Source organism: Pseudonocardia sp. TRM90224, assembly GCF_021245725.1.
In the GTDB taxonomy this organism is placed as follows: Bacteria; Actinomycetota; Actinomycetes; order Mycobacteriales; family Pseudonocardiaceae; genus Pseudonocardia.
This window is the reverse complement of the sequence record NZ_JAJGSX010000020.1, coordinates 32,793-51,706: the sequence shown is the minus strand read 5'-3', so window position 1 is coordinate 51,706 and position 18,914 is coordinate 32,793. Positions and strand designations below refer to the sequence as shown.

General features: G+C 71.0%; 21 protein-coding genes. 8 read left to right on the top strand and 13 right to left on the bottom strand.

Annotated elements, in window-relative coordinates; all coding sequences use genetic code 11:
- Window position 1: 1 nt before the first annotated feature.
- Window positions 2-928, bottom strand: a complete 927-nt coding sequence (locus LL648_RS25320; RefSeq protein WP_232665315.1) for a carbohydrate ABC transporter permease — start codon at window positions 926-928, stop codon at window positions 2-4.
- Window positions 929-963: 35 nt separating this feature from the next.
- Window positions 964-2,247 carry an ABC transporter substrate-binding protein gene (locus LL648_RS25315; RefSeq protein ID WP_232665212.1) on the bottom strand — a complete coding sequence of 428 codons (1,284 nt, stop codon included), beginning with the start codon at window positions 2,245-2,247 and terminating at the stop codon, window positions 964-966.
- A gap of 87 nt (window positions 2,248-2,334) precedes the next feature.
- Here LL648_RS25315 and LL648_RS25310 point away from each other — a divergent pair, with 87 nt between their 5' ends.
- Complete coding sequence (locus LL648_RS25310; RefSeq protein ID WP_232665211.1) at window positions 2,335-3,072, top strand: GntR family transcriptional regulator; 738 nt, start codon at window positions 2,335-2,337, stop codon at window positions 3,070-3,072.
- Window positions 3,073-3,157: 85 nt separating this feature from the next.
- On the opposite strand, the gene LL648_RS25305 is transcribed toward LL648_RS25310, so the two are convergent.
- On the bottom strand, window positions 3,158-3,727 hold the full coding sequence (locus LL648_RS25305; RefSeq protein WP_232665210.1) for a hypothetical protein: 570 nt from the start codon (window positions 3,725-3,727) through the stop codon (window positions 3,158-3,160).
- Between the two features lie 416 nt (window positions 3,728-4,143).
- Between LL648_RS25305 and LL648_RS25300 the strand changes: the two genes are divergently transcribed.
- The 3 genes from LL648_RS25300 (at window position 4,144) to LL648_RS25290 (ending at window position 6,576) form a co-directional block, all read left to right on the top strand.
- A complete protein-coding gene (locus LL648_RS25300; RefSeq protein WP_232665209.1) occupies window positions 4,144-4,905 on the top strand; it encodes a methylenetetrahydrofolate reductase in 762 nt (253 codons plus the stop codon).
- A gap of 97 nt (window positions 4,906-5,002) precedes the next feature.
- On the top strand, window positions 5,003-5,377 hold the full coding sequence (locus LL648_RS25295; RefSeq protein WP_232665208.1) for a YciI family protein: 375 nt from the start codon (window positions 5,003-5,005) through the stop codon (window positions 5,375-5,377).
- Window positions 5,378-5,382: 5 nt separating this feature from the next.
- On the top strand, window positions 5,383-6,576 hold the full coding sequence (locus LL648_RS25290; RefSeq protein WP_232665207.1) for an RNA polymerase sigma factor: 1,194 nt from the start codon (window positions 5,383-5,385) through the stop codon (window positions 6,574-6,576).
- A gap of 153 nt (window positions 6,577-6,729) precedes the next feature.
- On the opposite strand, the gene LL648_RS25285 is transcribed toward LL648_RS25290, so the two are convergent.
- The 4 genes from LL648_RS25285 to LL648_RS25270 all read right to left on the bottom strand — a co-directional run bounded on the left by LL648_RS25285 (window position 6,730) and on the right by LL648_RS25270 (window position 9,977).
- On the bottom strand, window positions 6,730-8,307 hold the full coding sequence (locus tag LL648_RS25285; RefSeq protein WP_232665206.1) for a sulfatase: 1,578 nt from the start codon (window positions 8,305-8,307) through the stop codon (window positions 6,730-6,732).
- Window positions 8,308-8,384: 77 nt separating this feature from the next.
- Window positions 8,385-9,131, bottom strand: coding sequence for an FkbM family methyltransferase (locus LL648_RS25280; RefSeq protein WP_232665205.1), 747 nt, complete (start codon window positions 9,129-9,131; stop codon window positions 8,385-8,387).
- A gap of 113 nt (window positions 9,132-9,244) precedes the next feature.
- On the bottom strand, window positions 9,245-9,607 hold the full coding sequence (locus tag LL648_RS25275) for a VOC family protein (RefSeq protein ID WP_232665204.1): 363 nt from the start codon (window positions 9,605-9,607) through the stop codon (window positions 9,245-9,247).
- Window positions 9,608-9,617: 10 nt separating this feature from the next.
- Window positions 9,618-9,977: a low affinity iron permease family protein gene (locus LL648_RS25270; protein WP_232665203.1), complete on the bottom strand. Its 360-nt coding sequence runs from the start codon at window positions 9,975-9,977 to the stop codon at window positions 9,618-9,620.
- 315 nt (window positions 9,978-10,292) lie between these two features.
- Between LL648_RS25270 and LL648_RS25265 the strand changes: the two genes are divergently transcribed.
- The 3 genes from LL648_RS25265 to LL648_RS25255 all read left to right on the top strand — a co-directional run bounded on the left by LL648_RS25265 (window position 10,293) and on the right by LL648_RS25255 (window position 13,115).
- Window positions 10,293-10,688 carry an STAS domain-containing protein gene (locus LL648_RS25265; protein ID WP_232665202.1) on the top strand — a complete coding sequence of 132 codons (396 nt, stop codon included), beginning with the start codon at window positions 10,293-10,295 and terminating at the stop codon, window positions 10,686-10,688.
- A 658-nt stretch (window positions 10,689-11,346) separates the two neighbouring features.
- On the top strand, window positions 11,347-11,868 hold the full coding sequence (locus tag LL648_RS25260; protein WP_232665201.1) for a TetR family transcriptional regulator: 522 nt from the start codon (window positions 11,347-11,349) through the stop codon (window positions 11,866-11,868).
- A complete protein-coding gene (locus LL648_RS25255; protein ID WP_232665200.1) occupies window positions 11,865-13,115 on the top strand; it encodes an NAD(P)/FAD-dependent oxidoreductase in 1,251 nt (416 codons plus the stop codon). The genes LL648_RS25260 and LL648_RS25255 overlap by 4 nt, the downstream gene beginning before the upstream one ends.
- A gap of 4 nt (window positions 13,116-13,119) precedes the next feature.
- On the opposite strand, the gene LL648_RS25250 is transcribed toward LL648_RS25255, so the two are convergent.
- Entirely contained in the window at window positions 13,120-13,557 is a 438-nt protein-coding gene (locus LL648_RS25250) for a hypothetical protein (RefSeq protein ID WP_232665199.1), read from the bottom strand.
- A 135-nt stretch (window positions 13,558-13,692) separates the two neighbouring features.
- Here LL648_RS25250 and LL648_RS25245 point away from each other — a divergent pair, with 135 nt between their 5' ends.
- Window positions 13,693-14,487, top strand: a complete 795-nt coding sequence (locus LL648_RS25245; protein WP_232665198.1) for a class I SAM-dependent methyltransferase — start codon at window positions 13,693-13,695, stop codon at window positions 14,485-14,487.
- A 29-nt stretch (window positions 14,488-14,516) separates the two neighbouring features.
- Here the strand turns inward: LL648_RS25245 and LL648_RS25240 are convergent, their stop codons facing one another.
- Genes LL648_RS25240 through LL648_RS25220 form a run of 5 tightly spaced genes read right to left on the bottom strand, consistent with a single transcriptional unit; the run spans window position 14,517 to window position 18,838 of the window.
- Complete coding sequence (locus LL648_RS25240) at window positions 14,517-15,746, bottom strand: styrene monooxygenase/indole monooxygenase family protein (protein ID WP_232665197.1); 1,230 nt, start codon at window positions 15,744-15,746, stop codon at window positions 14,517-14,519.
- On the bottom strand, window positions 15,739-16,380 hold the full coding sequence (locus LL648_RS25235) for a GTP-binding protein (protein WP_232665196.1): 642 nt from the start codon (window positions 16,378-16,380) through the stop codon (window positions 15,739-15,741). The genes LL648_RS25240 and LL648_RS25235 overlap by 8 nt, the downstream gene beginning before the upstream one ends.
- Window positions 16,355-16,732 (bottom strand): DUF742 domain-containing protein, encoded by a 378-nt coding sequence (locus tag LL648_RS25230; RefSeq protein ID WP_232665195.1) that lies wholly within the window; start codon window positions 16,730-16,732, stop codon window positions 16,355-16,357. The genes LL648_RS25235 and LL648_RS25230 overlap by 26 nt, the downstream gene beginning before the upstream one ends.
- A gap of 22 nt (window positions 16,733-16,754) precedes the next feature.
- Window positions 16,755-17,192, bottom strand: a complete 438-nt coding sequence (locus LL648_RS25225; RefSeq protein ID WP_232665194.1) for a roadblock/LC7 domain-containing protein — start codon at window positions 17,190-17,192, stop codon at window positions 16,755-16,757.
- Window positions 17,189-18,838 carry an ATP-binding protein gene (locus tag LL648_RS25220; protein ID WP_308190400.1) on the bottom strand — a complete coding sequence of 550 codons (1,650 nt, stop codon included), beginning with the start codon at window positions 18,836-18,838 and terminating at the stop codon, window positions 17,189-17,191. Before LL648_RS25220 ends, LL648_RS25225 begins: the two co-directional genes overlap by 4 nt.
- Window positions 18,839-18,914 lie beyond the last annotated feature (76 nt).

Sequence of the window (18,914 nt, the reverse complement as noted above, 5' to 3'; positions counted from 1 at the left end):
CTCAATACCGCTGCCGGAACAGCCGCCGGATGCCGACCAGCCCCAGCACACCCACGACGAACAGCATCACCGCGATGGCCTGGCTGTAGCCCACCTTCGACTGGTTGAACGCGTAGTCGTAGACCAGGAAGGACAGGTTCACCGTCGCCGTTCCCGGGCCGCCGCGGGTCAGCAGCAGGACGATCGCCGCCGACGAGAAGAGGGTCCAGAGGAACTGCAGGGTCGTCACCACGCCGACCGACTCACGGCACGCCGGCCACGCGATCAGCCACATCCGCCGCCAGTGCCCGCAACCGTCGAGCTCGGCGGCCTCGAACAGCTCGCTCGGCACGGTGTTCAGCCGCGAGGCCAGCAGCACCGCGGAGACCGACATCGACGACCAGATGATCACGATCATGATCGCGGTCGCGGCCGTCGACTCCACCGCCAGCCACGGCGTCGCGAGCTCGCCCAACCCGGCCGACTCCAGCGTCGAGTTCACCAGCCCCGACGGCGAGAACACCCCGACGAAGATCATCGCCAGCGCCGGCGCCGAGAGCAGGACGGGGGTGAAGAGCACGGCGCGGACGAACCGGTGGCCACGCGGCCGCAGGGCCAGGTAGTACGCGATCATGAATGCGCCCGCGATCACGATCGGCAGCGACACGACGAGCTGCACCAGCGAGTTCAGTATCGCGTGGTGGAACACCGGATCGTCGAGCAGCCGGGCGAAGTTCTGCCCGCCGACGAACGTGCGCGGCGAGAGCAGCCCCCGCCAGTTGGTCTGCGCGAAGTAGAAGAGGCTGACCAGCGGGCCGACGGTGAAGACGAGGAACCACACCAGCGCCGGGAGCGTGAACCCCAGCCAGGCCAGCTCCCGCCCCCGCCCGGCCCGCCGCGGAGCGGGCGCCGGCGGCGGCTGGGCCGACGCCGGCGGCGCGGCGATCATCACGGAGGAGGGCTGATCGACATCCCGGGGGCGGCTCACCTCACCGACCGGTACACCGCATCGACGGTCTCGCAGATCTTCCGCGCGTCGTTGCCCTTGGTGTAGGCGATCGAGGTGGCCCGGTACATCGGGTTGGACACGTCGGCCGGCACGTGCAGGTCCGGCATGACCGCGAAGTCGACCTTCGCCGGCAGGTCGTTGAACGACTGCGCGAGCAGCGGTGCCGTCACCCCGGTGGTGTCGACGTCGGTGGCGGTGGAGAGCACCACGCCGCCGTCGGCGAGCATGGAGTGCAGGACCTGCGGCTGGTACATGAACGTGATCAGCTTCTGCACCGACTCGATCTTCTCCTGGCCGTTCGGGCTGATCCACCACCCGGCCGACGTGGAGCCGCGGAACGCCGTCGGCTTGGCGTACGTCCCGCCGGGCGCGGCCGGCAACCCACCCAGCACGGTCGCGGCCGCCTGCTTCTCCGGCGCGGCGAGGTAGGCCCACGAGCCCAGAGGCGCGATCGCGGCGGTCCCGCTGAAGTACATGGCCTGGGCCTGGTCGGCGGACAGGCCCTCGACGCCGTCGGCGAACACGCCGGCGTCGCGCAGCTGCGTGAACAGCTCGATGCCGCGCACGGCGTCGGGGTTGGCGCAGGTGTTGCCCTCGTTGAACACCTTCACCGCGTCGGCGGGCGAGAGGTAGGTCTGCAGGAACTGCAGGAAGATCTTCTGTCCGGACCAGTCGTTGCCGCCGACCACCACGGGCTCGACGCCGCCGGCACGCAGCTTCGCCGCGGTCGCGACCAGCTCCTCGGTCGTCGTCGGGACGGTCGCGCCGTGCTGGGCGAGCAGCTCGGTGTTGTACCACCACGGCCAGGTGAACCCGGCGTACGGGAGGCCGCGCAGGTGCCCGTCGGGGTCGGTCCAGTCGTCGATGGCCTCGACGGGGAGCTTGTCGGTGAGCCCCCACGGCCCGACGTACCCCTCGAGCGGCACGACCGCGCCGTTCTTGACCCAGTCGAGCTGCTTCTCCAGCAGCCCGACCAGCAGCACGTCCGCCTCCTTGCCGGCCAGCAGCGAGGTTGCGTAGACGTCGTTCAAGTCGTCGCCGTTCTCCAGCACCTTGACCGTGATCCCGGTCTGCGCCGTGAACTCCTTCAGCGCCGCAGTGAGCGGCACGTTCTCCTGCCCGCCGGTGGTCCAGTTGGTCTGGAGGGTGAGCGTGTTCGAGTCGGGCGCTGCGCCCGGCGCGCCGCCGGCGCAGGCCGAGGTGAGGAGCAGCAGCGCCGCACCCGCGGCGGCGAGCCCGAGCGTGGCCAGTCGATGCATGAGGCGGAAAGGTACGCACTGGACTTCAACTGGTCAATAGTGGTCTACATTCTGGCCTGATTGGTTTCCAGTGGTACGGTCCTGCTCGTGAGCGCACCCCGCCGGGACAGCAACCCCGACCCGCTGTGGACGCAGGTCGCGGACCTGATCGTCGAGCAGGTCGAGCGCGACGGACTGGCCGCCGGTGCCCGGCTGCCACCGGAGCGGGAGCTGTCCTCGACGTTCGACATCTCGCGCGTGACCCTGCGCAAGGCGCTCAACCACCTCGTCGATCGCGGGATCCTGACCGCATCCCACGGCCGCGGGTGGTTCGTCGCCACCCCGGTGGCCGGGCGGGAGTGGCCCAACGACCTCGAGTCGTTCACGACGACCGCGCGCCGCAAGCACATGACACCCAGCTCCGTGGTGGTTCGGCACGACGTCCATCCGGCCGACCTCGACGTGGCGGAGCGGCTGCAGATCCCGGCCGGCACCCCGCTGATGCGGCTCGAACGGGTGCGCCTGCTCAACGACGTGCGCATCGCGGTCGACCGCACGACGCTCCCCCTTTCGCTCGCACCCGACCTCGTGGACGTCGATTTCACGACGGCTTCGTTGTTCGGCGAACTGGACGCCCGGGGGGTCGAGCTGCTGCGCTCGGTCGCCACCATCGAGGCACGCAGCGCCGACGCGGCGCTCGCGGAGCAGCTGGGCATAGCACCCGGCGCGCCGGCGCTCGTGCTGGACCAGACGATCTTCACGCGCGACCACCGGCCGGCGCTGCTCTCGACGGTCGAGTACAGCGGCGAGCGCTACCGCCTGCGGACGACGCTGCAGCCTCGCTGAGCCGGGCGAGCCCGGACGAACCGCGGCGCCCCGGGAGGCTCTCCCGGGGCGCCGCGGTGGTGGGGAGCTGCGGCCCCACCAGTGGTCAGCCGGTGAGCACCGACCACTGGTCGGACGGCCGCTGGGGAGCGGTATCTGCAGCGCGCGGCGTCGGGAACTCCGAATCACCAACGAGATCCACATCGGACCCATCGACGTCGATCGCCCCCGCGGCCACGAGCGCCCGGACGCGGGTCTGCCGTTCGTCCAGGTGGGAGCCCCGGACGGTGCTCGCGAGCGACTCGTCCACAAGGGAGATGAGCTCCGCCTGGGTGAACCCCTCGTCGAGCGCCCGCGCGATCGCATCCATCAAGCTGCAAAGCGTCTCGTCCTTTTCCCGAATCGACGAGACATTCTTGATCCGAATTGGCCGGCCCCGACGGAAATCGATGACTCCTTCATTGCGGAGCACCCGCAATGCGCGCAAAGCGGTCTTGGTGCTGACCCCGAACTGCTGGGCAATGACCGGCGCGGCATGCACGCGAGCGCCGGACACGTCACCGGACGATGCGAGTATCCGAGCCCTGAGGACGGCGGCGAGCTGCACGTAGATGGGTCGCGTGTAGTCGAACGTTCCTCCCCAGGTCGCCACCTGATCCGTCGGATGCGAAACCACAGGTCATTCCTCCTCAGAATGCACAGCAACCCGATCACATGGCTAACACCAGGTGATCAAAAGGTTGCAGCAGCGAGATCAACCACACCATAGCCGCTTCTTGACGGACGTCAAGACCGAATTGGACAGCCAGCAAAGCAAGTGGTGAACGTACGGACCTTTGTGTCCTTTGACTGTGGTAAGTAACAAACTGGTCCTACCAGCACGACCAGCTGATCGGGCTTCGCCGGTGTCGCGCAGGGCGCAACAGCACCCCTCATCAGGGCAGCGACCAGGCCATACTGCGCAACAGGCGGGGGACGAGCCGGGACAGCGGAGGTGTGCTCGTGGCCACAGCAGATGACCGCAGCCGAACGCCTTCCCATCTGCACAGGCTCGTTCGCACAGCCGACCTCGAGATCATCCCACTGCGCGGTGTGGAAGAACAGCTCGCCGACGTCCCGCGCAGCACCGGCCTGACGATCACGTGCTCGCCGCGGTGGGGCATCGACCGCACCCTCGAGTACACGGAGGTCGCCACCGCCGCCGGGTTCGCCGTGGTGCCGCACCTCGCAGCGCGCCAGATCGTCGACGAGCCCGATCTGCGGCGGATCGTGCGCCGCCTCGACGCGCTCGGCGTGCGCGGCATCTTCGTCATCGGCGGTGACGCGCCGCAGGTCGCCGGCCGCTACAGCTCGGCCGGCGAGCTGCTCGACGAGCTGGCCGGGATCGATCATCCCTTCGGTTCCATCGGTGTGGCGTGCTACCCGGAAGGGCATCCGAGCGTCGCGGACGACCGGCTCGCCGACGCGTTGCGACGCAAGCAGCGGCATGCCGCGTACATGGTCAGCCAGCTGTGCTTCGACGCCTCGACGATCACGCGTTGGCTGGAGGGCGTACGGCGCGCGGAAATCACACTCCCCTTGCGGGCAGGTGTCGCCGGACCGCTCGACACCGCGGCACTGACCGAGCTGTCGGTCCGGATCGGGGTCGGACCGTCACTGCGGTACCTGCGCAAGCAGCACGGGATGGTCTCGACGCTGCTCGGCACGCTGGTGCGCCGGGACGCGCACCGGCCGGAGGCGCTCGTCGCGGGACTCGCCGCACGAGCCGAGGAGCTGGGTATCGAGCGGATCCACCTCAACTCGTTCAACCGCGTGGCGGCCACCGTCGCGTGGCAGCGCCGCCTTCTCGCCTGACGAGCCGTAAAAGATCTTCGAGTAGTTTTCGCGGATGTGTCGAACGGGGCTGGTCCCGTTCGTGGCACTGATGCGAGAGCGAACCGAAGGAGCCACCGTGACGCAGTACCTGCTCGCCGTGCACATCGTCGAGGACGCGCCGGTTTGGGCGGACGACGAGGGCCGGCTCGCCCAGTACGCCAAGGTCGACCGCGTGAACGCCGAGCTGGTCGAGGCCGGCGCCTGGGTGTTCGGCGGCGGCCTGCTGCCTTCCTCGAACGCTGCGGTCGTCCGCTTCGACGGCGGGGCGGCGACCATGACCGACGGACCGTTCGCGGAGACGAAGGAACAGCTCGGCGGGTTCTGGGTGCTGAGCTGCGCCGACCGAGCCGAAGCGATGGCCTGGGCCGGGAAGTGCGCGGAGGCGTGCGGGAGCCCGATCGAAGTGCGGCCGTTCGAACCGGACCCGGACAGCACGGATCCGGAAAGCTGAGCGGCATGCCGGGCGTCGACATCGCCGGCGTCTACCGCGAGGAGTACGGCCGGTGCGTCGCCACGCTGACCCGCATGCTCGGCGACATCGGACTCGCCGAGGAGGCCGTCCAGGACGCGTTCGCAGTGGCGCTGCAGAAGTGGACGGAGCCACCGCCCAACCCGGGCGCGTGGATCGTGACCACCGCGCGCAACCGTGCGATCGACCGGCTGCGCAGGGAGTCGACGCGCGAGGCGCGCCATGCGCAGGCGCTGCTGCTGCACCAGCCCGACGAGCCGAAGGAGGTGGGACCGGTGCACGACGACCAGCTGCGGATGATCTTCACCTGCTGCCACCCCGCGCTCTCCCCGCTCGCCCAGACGGCGCTCACGCTCCGCCTGCTCGGCGGGTTGGAGGCGGCGGAGATCGCGCGGGCGTACCTCGTGCCGGAGCCGACCATCGCGCAGCGGATCGTGCGCGCCAAGAAGAAGATCCGCGACGCCGGGATCCCCTACCGGGTGCCCGACGACAGCCAGCTCCCCGACCGGCTGCCCCCGGTGCTGACGGTGCTGTACCTGATCTTCAACGAGGGCTACACGTCGACATCGGGGCCGCTGGTGCGCACCGATCTGTGCCTGGAGGCCGTGCGGCTCGCGAGGGCGCTCGCCCAGCTGATGCCCGACGAGCCCGAGGTGCTCGGGCTGCTGGCGCTGCTGCTGCTCACCGAAGCCAGGCGGGCGGCGCGGGTGGGCCCCTCCGGGGAGCTGGTGACGCTCGCCGACCAGGACCGGTCGCTCTGGGACGAGGAGCTCATCGCCGAGGGGCACGACCTCGTGCGCCGCTGCCTGCGTCGCGACCGGCCTGGCCCGTACCAGATCCAGGCCGCGATCAACGCCGTGCACACCGACGGGGACAGCACGGACTGGGCGCAGGTGCTCGCGCTGTACGACCAGCTGATGCAGCTCAACCCCACCCCGATCGTCGCGCTCAACCGGGCGGTCGCCGTCGCCGAGCTGCACGGCCCGGAACCCGCGCTGGCGAGCATCGAGACCCTCGACCTGCCCGGCTACCACCTGCTCCCCGCCACCCGCGCCGACCTGCTGACCCGGCTCGGGCGCGCCGACGAGGCCCGCACGGCCTACGACGAGGCCATCGCGCTCGCGACGAACACCACGGAACGGGAGTTCCTGGAGGGGCGCCGCGCACAGCTGGCGCGGTGAGGTGGTGCGGCCCGCCGCCGATGCGTGCGTTCCGCACGGGGGCAGGACAGCGTGGATCGGGGGCGCCTGGAAAGCCACTTTCCCGGCCTGTGGCGCTGGGAAAGTGGCTTTCCAGGCAACGTCTGCGGCCCCCTTGGCCGCACGGACTGCCCGCTAGCGGGCGAAGGTTGTCAGGAACCGGTCGCGGAAGGCGTCCATGCGCCAGACCGGGGCGTCCAGGGCGGGGCGCATGCCGTCCTGCCATCCCCAGCCGCCGACCCGCTGCAGCACGTCCTGGTCGCGCGTGACGATCGTGATCGGTACGTCCCGGCCGGCGCCGTCGCCGGTGATGATCGGGGCGGGCTGGTGGTCGCCGAGCAGGACGAGCACGAGGTTGTCGTCGCCGAAGTTCTCGACGTAGGAGACGAGGCTCTGCAGCGAGTACTCGACGGAGCGCCGGTACTGCGTCCGGACGTGGTCGGCGCCCTTGCTGAAGATCGCGTCGTCGCGCGGCCCTTCCGCCGCGGCGTTGTAGACGGTGCCGTCGCCGATCTCGTCCCAGCTCAGCAGCGGCGGCACGAGTGGCCACGGCGCGTGGCTGGTCACGAACGCGAGCTCGGCCATGAGCGGCGGATGCCCGGGCTTGCCGCGTTCGAGGCGCTGCAGCGCGGCGAGGGTGAACTGGTCGGGTGTGGTCGCCCAGCCCAGCTCGGGGCCGTGGTAGCCGAGGGTCCTGGCGTCGTAGACGGTGTCGTGCCCGTAGAACTCCGCCTCCGGCCAGTCGCCGGTCGTGCCCGGCATCAGCGCGACCGTCCGCCAGTCGGCCCGACGGAACGCGCTCGTCAGGGTGGTGCGTTTGCTCTCGACGAGGGTGCGGTAGCGCTGCTGGTTGTCGACCCACATCCCGGAGAGGAACGTCGCGTGGGCCAGCCAGCTGCCGCCGCCCGCGGTCGGCGAGGTGAGGAAGGCGCTGCGCGCGCCGAACCCGGCGGCGGTGAACCGGCGGGTGCCGTCGTCGAGAACGGCGCCCACCTGCGGCCCCATCTCCGGGTCCGCCACGGCGGAGCGGCCGTAGCTCTCGACGAACGCGAGCACGACGTCCTTGCCGCGCAGTGCCGTCAGCAGCTCCTCCGGCGCGGTGGTGCGGAACGCGTCGACGTCGACCTGCGCCGCGAACGCCTGCTGGTCGGCCAGTCCGGCGCCGACCTGCACGGCGCGGTCGTACGCGAGCGCTGTCGCGCTCTCCGACGCCACGGGGACACCGGGCACGACCTGCACCCCGAGGAGGCTGCACACGATCCAGAGCGGGACGAGCACGGCGAGCGCGCGGGTCGAGGCGACCCGACGCCGGACGACGACCCGCGCCACGCAGCGCACCGCGGCGACGAGCACCACCAGCACCGCGGCCGCCGCGAGCGCTGCGGCAGCCACGGCCGCGACCACGCCGATCGTTCCCGACTGCCCCTTCAGGAAGTCGAGTCCGGAGCCGACGAGACCCCAGTCGACGACCGGGTCGAACGGCCTGGCCAGCACCGTCGAGAACCCCATGTCGAAGGCCTTGAGGATGACCAGCAACCCGAGCAGCAGGCCGGCCACCGTTGCGGTCACGCGCGCCCACCGCGCCGGCAGCACGAGCAGCAGCGCCACCCCGAGCAGCCCCTCCACCGGGATCCGGACGAACGCGCCGGGGCCGATCGCGCCGATCTCGTTGGGCACCAGCAGCGCGAAGAGGACCAGCAGGAAGGCCGTCACCGCCAGAACGCGGTGCCGCCACGAACTCGACGCTTGCGGGTGCACGTCCTGTCTCACGTCTGCCGGCGGGCCGAGGTTCACCCGTGCCGGCTCTGCCGGGCGTATACATCACCCGAGCGGCCCAGCGGGCGGCGCCGGTCGAGCTCCCCGACCAGCTCGTCCGCGCTCAGCCAGCCGTCGGACGCGAAACGCATGGTCTCCACCGGCGAGTAGTTGTACTCGTACCCACCGAGCTTCTCGACGCGCTCCAGCACGGCGAGCGTCGCGTCGTGCGCCGGCGGGACATATTCGAACGACAACGCCTGCACCGGCTGGGTGAGACCGGCGAGCACATCCGCCTCGAAACCTTCGACGTCGATCTTGCAGAAGGCCGGCACGCCGTGCTTCGCGATGAGCTGGTCGAGCGTGACCACCTCGACGTCGACCACGTGGTCCCACCGGACCTTGGAGAAGCTGCGGTCGGCCGTTACGGAGCCGATCCACTCCGTCGACATCGACGAGACCGTCGGCGTCGCCGAGGAGATGCCGAGCTGCGCCCGTCCCGGTTGCGCCCCGACGGCGGTCGGTTCGATGGCGACCCCGCGGTCGCGGCCGAAGAACAGGCGCAGCACCCGCAGGCAGTCGGGCTGCGGCTCGACGGCGACCACCCGCACCCCGAGCGCCCGCCACGCGCGCACCCTGCTCCCGACGTGCGCGCCGATGTCGAACCCGACGTCACCGGGTTCGAGGAACTCCCCGTAGAACCGCACCATCCGGCCGTGCCGACCCGGTTGGCCGTGGTACATGACGAGAGACCTGGCGATGCCCCAGGCGCGGGCGAGCATGCGGTGACGGTAGCGCGGGCGCCACAGGGCACGACCTCGCAGACCCGGGTGCTCACGGCAACGCCAGGAAAGTGGCTTTCCTGGCACTCACCGGTTCTCGCCGACCCGACGGTTCAGGAGAGCCAGACGAGGCAGAACGGGTGGCCGACGGGATCGGTGTACACACGGAACCAGTCGTGGTCGTTGCTCTCGACGAGCGTCGCGCCCAGTTCGAGCACCCGCGGCTGGGCGGCCTCCACGTCGTCGACGAGCACGTCGAGGTGGAACTGCTGCGACCCGTGCGGGTCGGGGAACCGCGGCGGGCGGTAGTCGTCCGCCTTCTGGAACGCGATCCGCCGCCCGTCGGGATCGACGAGCACGACCCACGTCTCGTCGCCGCCGTCGAGGAACTCGCCGCCGAGCAGCTCCTTGTAGAAGGGCGCGAGCGCGAGCGGTTCAGGACAGTCGAGCACCACCGAACGCAGTCTGCCGATCATGGACAGCACCCTACGAGGACGACTCGCGATCCTCCAATCCGACGGCGGCGCGCAGCTCGCCCCGGGTGCTCTTGGTGTCGTTCAGCAAGAAGGCGGCGAGCGCGTTGAGCTTCTCCTGCACGGCGTCATTGCTGCGCTTCTGCGCGTTCTGCTGGAGGGCGACCAGCAGGAACGTCACGATCGTCGTCGTGGTGTTGATGATCAGCTGCCACGTGTCGATCGTCGGGAAGATCACGAACGACGGTGCCCACAGCAGCACCACCAGCACACACGCGGCGAAGAACCACGCCTTCGACGTGAAGCGGTCGACCGCGTCGGCGAACCGGTCGAAGACGTTGGGGCGTTGCTCGCCCTCCTCGGGCATTGTCATGGCGTCAGCGTGATGGAGAGCTCCGGCGCATACGGAGAGGCGCGCCGTCGGCGGGGAGGGCAGGAAAGCCACTTTCCGGGCCTCTGAGGGCAGGAAAGTGGCTTTCCTGCCCTCCCGGGACCTGCATCGACCTGCATCGACCTGCGGATCAACGATCTAGGGGATTGCGGCAGGTGGTGGCGGAGTGTTGCACTGTGGTGACGGTCCGCTCTGGACGTGCCACAACTGCAGGCGTCGGTATCGCGACGAACCCGCGCCGGCCTGGAGGCCGCGATGTCGCAATTCCCGATCCCCCAGCAGGCAAGGTCACGGCAGGTGAGATCACAGCCCGATCCCGAGTGCGACTGGTTCACCATCACGATCACGCACCCGCGCCCGGCGCTCTCCCTCGTCGGGGTGGGTGGGGAGATCGACATGGCCGCCACCCCGCAGCTGGACGTGAGTCTCGACGACGAGCTGCACGTCGGGAGCTGCCGCGGCCTGATCCTCGACATGTCCGAGGTGACCTTCCTCGACGCGCACGGCATCAGCAGCATGCTCCGCGCCCGCAGCACCGCGCGGTCGCGGCGGATCCGGATGGAGGTCGTGATCCGCTTGACCGGCAGCGGCCGCCCGATCGCGCTGCTCGGCCTCGACCGCCAGCTCCCGATCCAGCGCAGCCTGGACGCCGCGCTCCGCCGCATCCCGGAGGCACGTCAGCCGACCCGGTAACCGGGTAGGGCCGTCGCGACGCCGCCGCGCCGGGCGGGGTCAGGAAAGCCACTTTCATGCAACGTGGTTGCAGGAAAGTGGCTGTCAGGTGAATCGCCGCAGCCACCGCGGTGGACCGGCACCCTGGATCCAGGCACTGGCTGATCGGGAGTGTGCTCAGGGCTGTCGCGGCAGCCCTGAGCACACTCAACTCACGACCCCGCCCGCTCGGCGACCGCCGGGATGTGCGCGAACGGCACTTTCAGGCCAACCTATCGTTCGAAAGTGCCGTTCGCGCAGCTCACCCCCGGGTTGGGGAGGGCAGGAAAGCCACTTTCCTGCCCTGTGAGGGCCGGAAAGTGGCTTTCCTGCCCTCGCGTGCGCAACGCACACACCCCAGCCGGCCACCACAGCCCCGGCCCTGGCCGCGGGGTTGGTCGTGCACAGGTTCACCTCCCCGTGCACAGGTTCGAACCTCTGCACGGCGGCACCAACCTGTGCACGAGCGCCCGCCGCGTCCTGTTCGGGCACCCACCCCGGTCTGCGGTCGCGCACCCGAGCCGCACCCGGCACGGATTCTCATCCCTCGTGGCAGCCCGGAGGGCCATGGGCGACTTTCCTGGCACCACCCCGAGACCAGCACTGGACACCGCTGTCGCATGTGAGACATGCTTGTCTCATGATGGAGACGATGGCCGCCGAGCTCACGGCCCGACCGGGGGCGACGATGGCGCAGCTCGCTGCGGCAGCCGGGATCAGTAGGGCGACCTTGCACCGGCGCTTCCCGAGCCGCGACGCGCTGGTGGAGCACCTGGCCCGGACGGCGGCGGCCGCGGTCGTCGAGGCCGTGGCGGCGGCGCGGCCGGACGAGGGGCCCGCCGTCGCGGCGTGTGAGCGGCTGGTGGCCGCGCTCGTCCCGCTCGGGGCCCGGTTCGCGTTCCTCCTGCGGGAGAGCGGCGAGCTGGACCTGCTCCCCGACGTCGGTGCCGCGCGCGGCGCTCTCGACGACGCCGTGGCCGGCTTGGTCCGCCGTGGACGCGCCGACGGCACGTTCCGCACCGACCTGCCCGAGCCGTACCTCGCCCGCCTGGTCCCGGTGGCCGTCTTCACGGCGTGGGAAGCCGTGCAAGCTGGCGAGCTCGGCTGGTCGGTCGCCGCCGATGCCGCCGTCAGCACCCTCCTCGCCGGGATCACGCCGTGATCACCGGCACGACGACGAGCAGGTCGTACTGGCAGGCCGCCCTGCCCGAGTTCGAGCCGGGGCCGACGCCGGGGCCGTCATCGCGGCCACTGCCGTTCCCGGAGCGGGTCGACGTCGCCGTCATCGGCGCCGGGTTCGCCGGCCTCTCCATCGCCTGCGACCTGCTGGAGTCGGCACCGGGCATCGAGGTCGCCGTGCTCGACGCGCACGGGCCCGGGTTCGGTGCCAGCGGCCGCAACGCCGGCGGCGTGCTGCCCTTCGCCGTCCCGCAGTGGCTCCTGCCCGGCCGGGTGGGGCCGCTGACCGGCACCGAGGCGATCGTCGTGCTGCGCGGGCTGATCGCCGACCGGATGCGCCGGCTCGCCGCCGACCATCCGACGGCGGAGGTGCGCCCGACGACCATGCTGCTGATGGCCGCGCACCCGCCGGTGCACACCGGGCTGCGGTGGACGGTCGGGCGGATGGCGGCTGCCGGGCTCGAATCGGAGTGGTGGGACCGCGACCGGGTCGCCGCGACCGGCACGCTCCGCCGCCCGGCACTGACCTTCCCGGCCTGGACCGTGCAGCCCGCCGCGCTCGCAGCCGCGCTCGCCGGAACGCCCGGGCTGCAGATGCTCGGGAACCATCCGGTTGCGGCCGTCGAGCCGACGCACGGTGGGGTCGAGATCGTCCTGCGGTCCGGCGCGACGCTGAACGCCGACCGCGCCGTCGTCGCGACCGGCGCGTACACGTCCGATCTGCGCCTGCCGGACCGCATCGACGGAGCGGTCGTGCACGCCTCGATGCAGGCCGACCCGCCCGGTGTACGAGGTACCGACGACCTCTTCGCCGCCGCCGTCGGTGTCCGCCCGACCTACTGGCGGGTGCACGAAGGCCGGTTGCTGTTCGGCGGTGCCGACCGGAGCCGCCCGACGCCTGAGGCAGGGCGCGCCGTCCAGAGGCTGCGCGACCGCTACCGCCCCGGCGCTGCCGGCGCGACACCGGACTTCCGCTGGAACGGACCGATCCTCGTCCGCCGCGGCGAGCTCCCGTTGCTGGCGCACTCCCCCGCCTGCGCACGGATCACCTACGCCGTCGGGTTCGCCGGCAGCGGCGTCGCGCTCGCCACGTCGGCCGGCCCGCTCGTCCGCGACCTCGTCCTCGGCCCGGCGGCCGCCGACCCGGTCGGGGCGACGCTGCGGGCGGCGCTGGCCGCCACCCCGACCGTCCCGACGGCGGCACTGCGGGCGTTGCGCCCGAGGCGCTGAACAATCACCGGGCTTCGAACAGCGGGTCGTACTCGATCCACACGGTGTGCGGGTCGTCCCGCGACACCCGGACCGGCGTGACCCGGCCCGGTGCGAGGTAGAGCCAGCTCGTCTGCTCGACCCGCGTGACGTAGGGCGGGCGGCCGGGCACCTCGACCGACAGCGTGACGTCGTTGAGCGCCGAGCCGTCGTCGAACCGCCCGTTCGGCGTGACGTCGAGGACCCGTGCGACTCCGGCGATACCCGCCTCCCGCTGCCGGCGGCGGCGCCGCGCCTCCCCGGCATCGGCACCCCACCCGATGAGGAAGACGACCGTCGTCAACGCCGCCGCGACCAGGAGCAGCACGACGCCCGGCCCGACGACCTCGAAGATCGTGAGGGTGATGCCGGCACCGCCGAGCAGGACGGCGCCGACCACCAGCACGCTGCGCAGCAGCGACATGGTCCCGATTCTGGCATCACGTTCCGCGGGACGGGTGATCCAGTGCGCAAGCGAAACCTGTCACCCATGCCAGTGCACCGACCCGGATCCGCGCCTAGCATTCGCCGTGCGAAGTGGACGGAAGCGGAGGCCACGATGACGGCGTGGGACCAGTGCGATGCCTACGAGCGGTTCATGGGTCGGTGGAGCCGTCCGCTCGCGCAGCAGTTCCTCGACCAGCTACCTGCCGCGCCAGGTTCGACCTGGTGTGACGTCGGCTGCGGCACGGGCGCGCTCGCGCACGCCGTCCTCGCCACCCGGCAGCCCGCGGCGGTGCTGGGTGTCGACACCTCGCAGCCCTACCTCGACGCCGCCGAGCGGGGCGCGCCGGGCTCGTTGCTGAGACCTGTGCTGACGACCGCCCACGGCAACGCGACGGCGATCCCGGCAGCGGATGAGCGGTTCGAGCACGTCGTCGCGGGGTTGGTGCTGAACTTCGTGCCCGACGCGGCCGCGGCGCTCGCCGAGATGCGGCGGGTGTGCGTGCCGGGCGGGCTGGTCGGCGCATTCGTCTGGGACTACGCGCGCGGGATGCAGATGCTGCGCCGGTTCTGGGACGCCGCCGTGGAGCTCGACCCCGCCGCGCACGACCTCGACGAGGGCGTCCGGTTCCCGATCTGCCACCCGCAGCCCTTGCGCGATCTCTTCACCGCCGCCGGGCTCGCCGGTGTCACGGTGAACACCATCGAGATCCCGATGGTGTTCACCGATTTCGACGACTTCTGGACGCCGTTCCTCGGTGGCCAGGGCCCGGCCGGCCAGTACTGCTCCACGCTGGCACCCGACCGGCTCGCCACGCTCCGCGGCCGCCTCCGGGAGTCGATCCCGGAGGCGGCCGACGGCTCGATCTCCCTGGCCGGCTCAGCGTGGGCCGTGCACGGCACCCGCTGAGCGGACCGGTGGCTCTCGGGTGAGAGCCCTCAGATCACCTCGGCGAGATAGGCCTCGGTCTTACCGGGATCCATGAACCAGTGCCGGAAGTCGGACGGGTCGCTGAAGCCGTTGACCAGCCGGCGCGCCACGGTCTGGTTGACCTGCGCCGTGCCGAGGATCTTCAGCACGTGCTCCGGCGGCGGCTGCAGCATCGCGTTCGTCCAGTCCGTCACGTGCTGGGCGTACTCCCAGTACTGCTCGAACGTCGCTTCCATCCACTCCGGGTCGAACGGTTCCTCGCCGCGCTTCACGATGCGGTCGAGGTAGACCGCCGCGCACTTCGCCGCGTTGTTGGAGCCCTGCCCGGTGATCGGGTCGTTGGCCACGACGACGTCGGCCATGCCCAGCACCCGCCCGCCCGAGGGCAGCACGCCCACCGGGTGGCGCACCATCGGCGTGTACCCGCCGCTGAGCGTCGCGCGGGCGTCGGTCAGCTCGACCTCGCGGGCCCGGTCGTACTCCCACGGCAGGAACTGCTGCATCAGCGCCAGGATCCGGTCGAGGTGCTCCTGCGGGCTCGGCCGGTCGTCCCAGCAGTCCAGCGGCCCGCCCGGGATCCCTTCGAAGAAGAGGATGTCGCAGTTCCCGCTCAACGTGTACGCGGGAATGATGAACAGCTCCCCCACGCCCGGGATGATGTTGAACCGGACGGCGGAGTAGTCCGGGTGCTCCGGGCGCGGCGCGAGCCCGTGCACGTAGGCCAGCGACAGCGCCCGCTGCGGGCGCTCGTAGGGCGAGCGGTCGGGGTTGCGGTCGAACAGCTGCACCAGCTCACCCTTGCCGGCCGCGACGACGACGAGGTCGTACAGCTCGGTGAGCTTGTCGAGGTCGGCGGTGGTGGCGCCGTGCGTCACGACCTTGCCACCACGCTGTTCGAGCAGCTCGAGCCAGCCCGCCATCTTCACGCGCTGGTCGACCGACTGGCCGTAGGCGTCGAGCCGGGCCACCCAGTCCATCACCCTGGCCGAGTCGGGACCGGCGATGGATACGCCGATGCCCTCGACCTTGACCGTTTCGGCCTCCCACTGGTTGATCTCGTGGTCGCGCTCGATCTTCAGCGCATCGGCGAACATGCACTGGGTCGACATGACCCGCCCGCGGCGGATCTCGTCGGGCGTCCTCGCGGACATGAGCGTGACGTCGTAGTCGTGCTCCCGCAAAGTCAGCGCGAGCTGGAGGCCGGATTGGCCCGCGCCGACGATGAGGATCTTAGGCATGTGCGCGCACCTTCCCTGGCTGTGAGAGTTCCCCGAGGTTCATCACGTAGGTGACGAGCTCCCGCAGCGTCTCGACGGTCGAGGCCGCCTCGCGGGCGTCACAGGTGATCAACGGGATGTGTGGGGAGAGCGCGAGTGCTTCCCGCACGTCCTCGAGGTCGTGGTGCAGCTCGCCGTCGAACCGGTTCACGGCGACGACGAACGGCAGCTCGGAGTCGTTCTCGAAATAGTTGATCGCCGGGAACGACTGCTCGAGCCTTCTGGTGTCGACGAGCACGACGGCGCCGAGCGCGCCCCGCGACAGGTCGTCCCACAGGAACCAGAACCGCGCCTGGCCGGGGGTGCCGAAGAGGTAGAGCAGCAGGTCCTGGTGCAGGGTGATTCGGCCGAAGTCCATCGCAACGGTGGTGGTGGACTTCCCGGCATCGACCGGTTCGTCCACGCCCGTGCCCGCCTCCGTCATCCACGCCTCGGTGTTGAGCGGCGGCACCTCCGACACGGAGCTGACGAACGTGGTCTTGCCGACACCGAACCCACCAGCGACGACGATCTTCGCTGAGACCGTGAGCAGGCCGTCCGGCTCGCTTTCTCGTGTCACGGCCTGCGGCTCAGACCTGTAGCCGCTGGAGTCCATCGAGGATCCTCCCGAGCATCTCGCGATCGTGGTGGTAGGCGTGCGCCGTGGGGTGGACGTAGACCGCCCCTTGCGCCGCCAGGTCGCTCAGCAGCACCCGCACCACCCCGAGCGGGGCCGAGATCGCCACCGACAGCTCGGCGATCGACGCCCGTGTGCGGGCGCGCTCGTAGAGCATCCGGGACTCCGGCATCAGCGACTCGGGCAGGCTCGGGTCGTAGCGCGGCACCGAGACCAGCGCCTCGACCAGCAACTCGTAGCGGGGTCGGGTCCGGCCGCCCGTGAGCGCGTAGGGCCGGATCCGTTTGCTGCGCATCCTCCGGTTCTCCCCGGGGGACGTGCCGACAGACATCGTGGTCACCTCCCGAGGACGGTCAGGCATGCGCCCGCCGAGCGGACAACACGCGACGCAGATCGGCACGGACCTCAGGGGTCAGCGCATGACCTGTGTTGCGCACGAACTGGGTCATCTCGTAGGCCACGACCTTCATGTCGCAGTCCGGGCCGGTCAGTACTGCCAGGCCGGCGTCGGACCCGATGCCCATGAACAGGAAGTAGCCGTACGTCATCCGGATCATGATCTGCTCGCAGGTGCCCTTGTCGAAGAGGGCGGCGCTGCTGCGCGAGAGGCTCAGCAGCCCGCTCGCGATCGCGGCGAGCTGCTCGGCGTCGTCGCTGGCGACGGTGCGCGACGCGGTGAGCGGGAACCCGTCGGAGGACATGATCAGGGCGTGCGAGACGCCGTGCACATGTCCGACGAAGTCGTTGAGCAGCCAACCGAAGTCCTGTGTCGGTCCAGTGGCATGGCTCATGTCGTCGTGTCCCCGTCCCCGTGTTTCTCGCTGTCGTGCTGGTCGTGCTGGTCCCCGTGATCACCTGCGTGCTCTCCGGCACTGCCGGTCTGCTCGCCGGTGGTGTGGTCCTCGCTGTGGATTTCGGGGGTGTGGATCTCGGGGTTGTCCTGCTCGAGGGCCTGCTCGGGGGCGCTGTCGGGGGCGCTGTCGGGGGCGCTGTCGGGGATGGCGGCGGGAGCGTCGCCCGGCCGGTCGGCTGCGGCGAGCGCCGCTTCCTCACCTGCGGAGAAGTCGCCGAGGTCGGCGAGGAACTTGTCGTGGCCGTCGTCTTCGGGGTTGTCCCCGACGGGTGCCGGCGCCGACACGCTCGCTCCGGCGGAGCCTTCCTTGATGCTGCGCGACACGCGGCGGGGCAGCCCGCTCGCGGTGGTGCCGCCGATGGTCGGTGCGGACGGCCGCGGCCTGGGTGACGGGGCCGCAACCTCGGCCGGCGCGATCTCGGACGGCGTGACCTCGGTCGGCGCGGAGGACGTCGCCTGTGCCGTCTGGGTCGCCGGCTGGACGGCCGGCTCTGCGGGAGCGCCGGGCGGGCCGGGCGGCGGGGCGCCACGGCGGGGCAGGCCGGACGGTGTGAGCGGGCCCGGCATCGCGCGCGCAGTGTTGTTGGCAGCGCCGACTGTGCCAGCGCCGACTGTGCCAGCGCCGAAAGGCGCATCACCGAAGGGAGCTGCGCCGAAGGAGGCGGTCCCGGCCGCACGCTGCCCGGGCACCGGCGGCGTCGAGTTGCGGTGGCGCCCACCGTTGATCGGGACGGTCTGCGCGCCCGACCAGGTGCGTTCCGACAGCTCGGTGACGAGCGACGGCGGGACGAGCACGGTCGCGGTGGTGCCGTTGGGCAGCCTGCGGTGCAGCGACACCTTCAGGCTGTGCCGCTCGGCCAGCCTGCGGACGACGGCGAGGCCCATGTGCCGCACGGCGTCGTCGTCGAGCCGCAACGCCTCGGTCAGCCGGGCGTTGAGCTCGGTGAGGCGGTCGGGCGGCAGTCCGATGCCGCCGTCCTCGATGCGGATCAGCACGCTGCCCTGCTCGGTGAGGTGCGCGCTGACCCGCACCTGCTCGTCGGGCGGGGAGTGGTTGGCCGCGTTGTCGAGCAGCTCGGCGAGCACCCGGGAGACGTCGTCGGCCGCGAAGCCCACGACACCCAGGGGCGCCATCCGGCCGATGCCGATCCGCGCGTACTGGTCGATCGACGACATCGCGCCACGGACGGTGTCGAGCACCGAGATCGTGTCGCTGCCGCTCTCCCCCGCGTCCCGGTCGGCGAGCACCCGCAGGTTCTCGGCGTTGCGGCGCAGGCGCGCGGCCAGGTGGTCGAGCCGGTAGAGCTGCCCGAGCCGCTGGCTGTCGTCCTCCTTGCGCTCCATCTCCTCGAGCTCGGCGAGCAGCGAGTCGATGAGGTTGAGGTCGCGCAGCGCGATGCTCGAGCAGACGTCGACGAGCGACTCGCTGCGCGCTGTCCCGACCCACGCGCTCGGGGCGGCCTCGATCGCCTTCGGGGCGGGGTGTCTCGGCGGGTCGAGCAGGTGGGCGGCGACCACCCGCGACCGGTCGAGCAGGACACGTGATCGATCGAGAATGTCACGAGCGCGTGCTCGCGTCGCCATGCTTCCACCTTCGACTTTCGGTGACGGCCTGTTCCGGATCAGTCACTCCGCCGGGATCGCCCGTTATGGAAGCAGA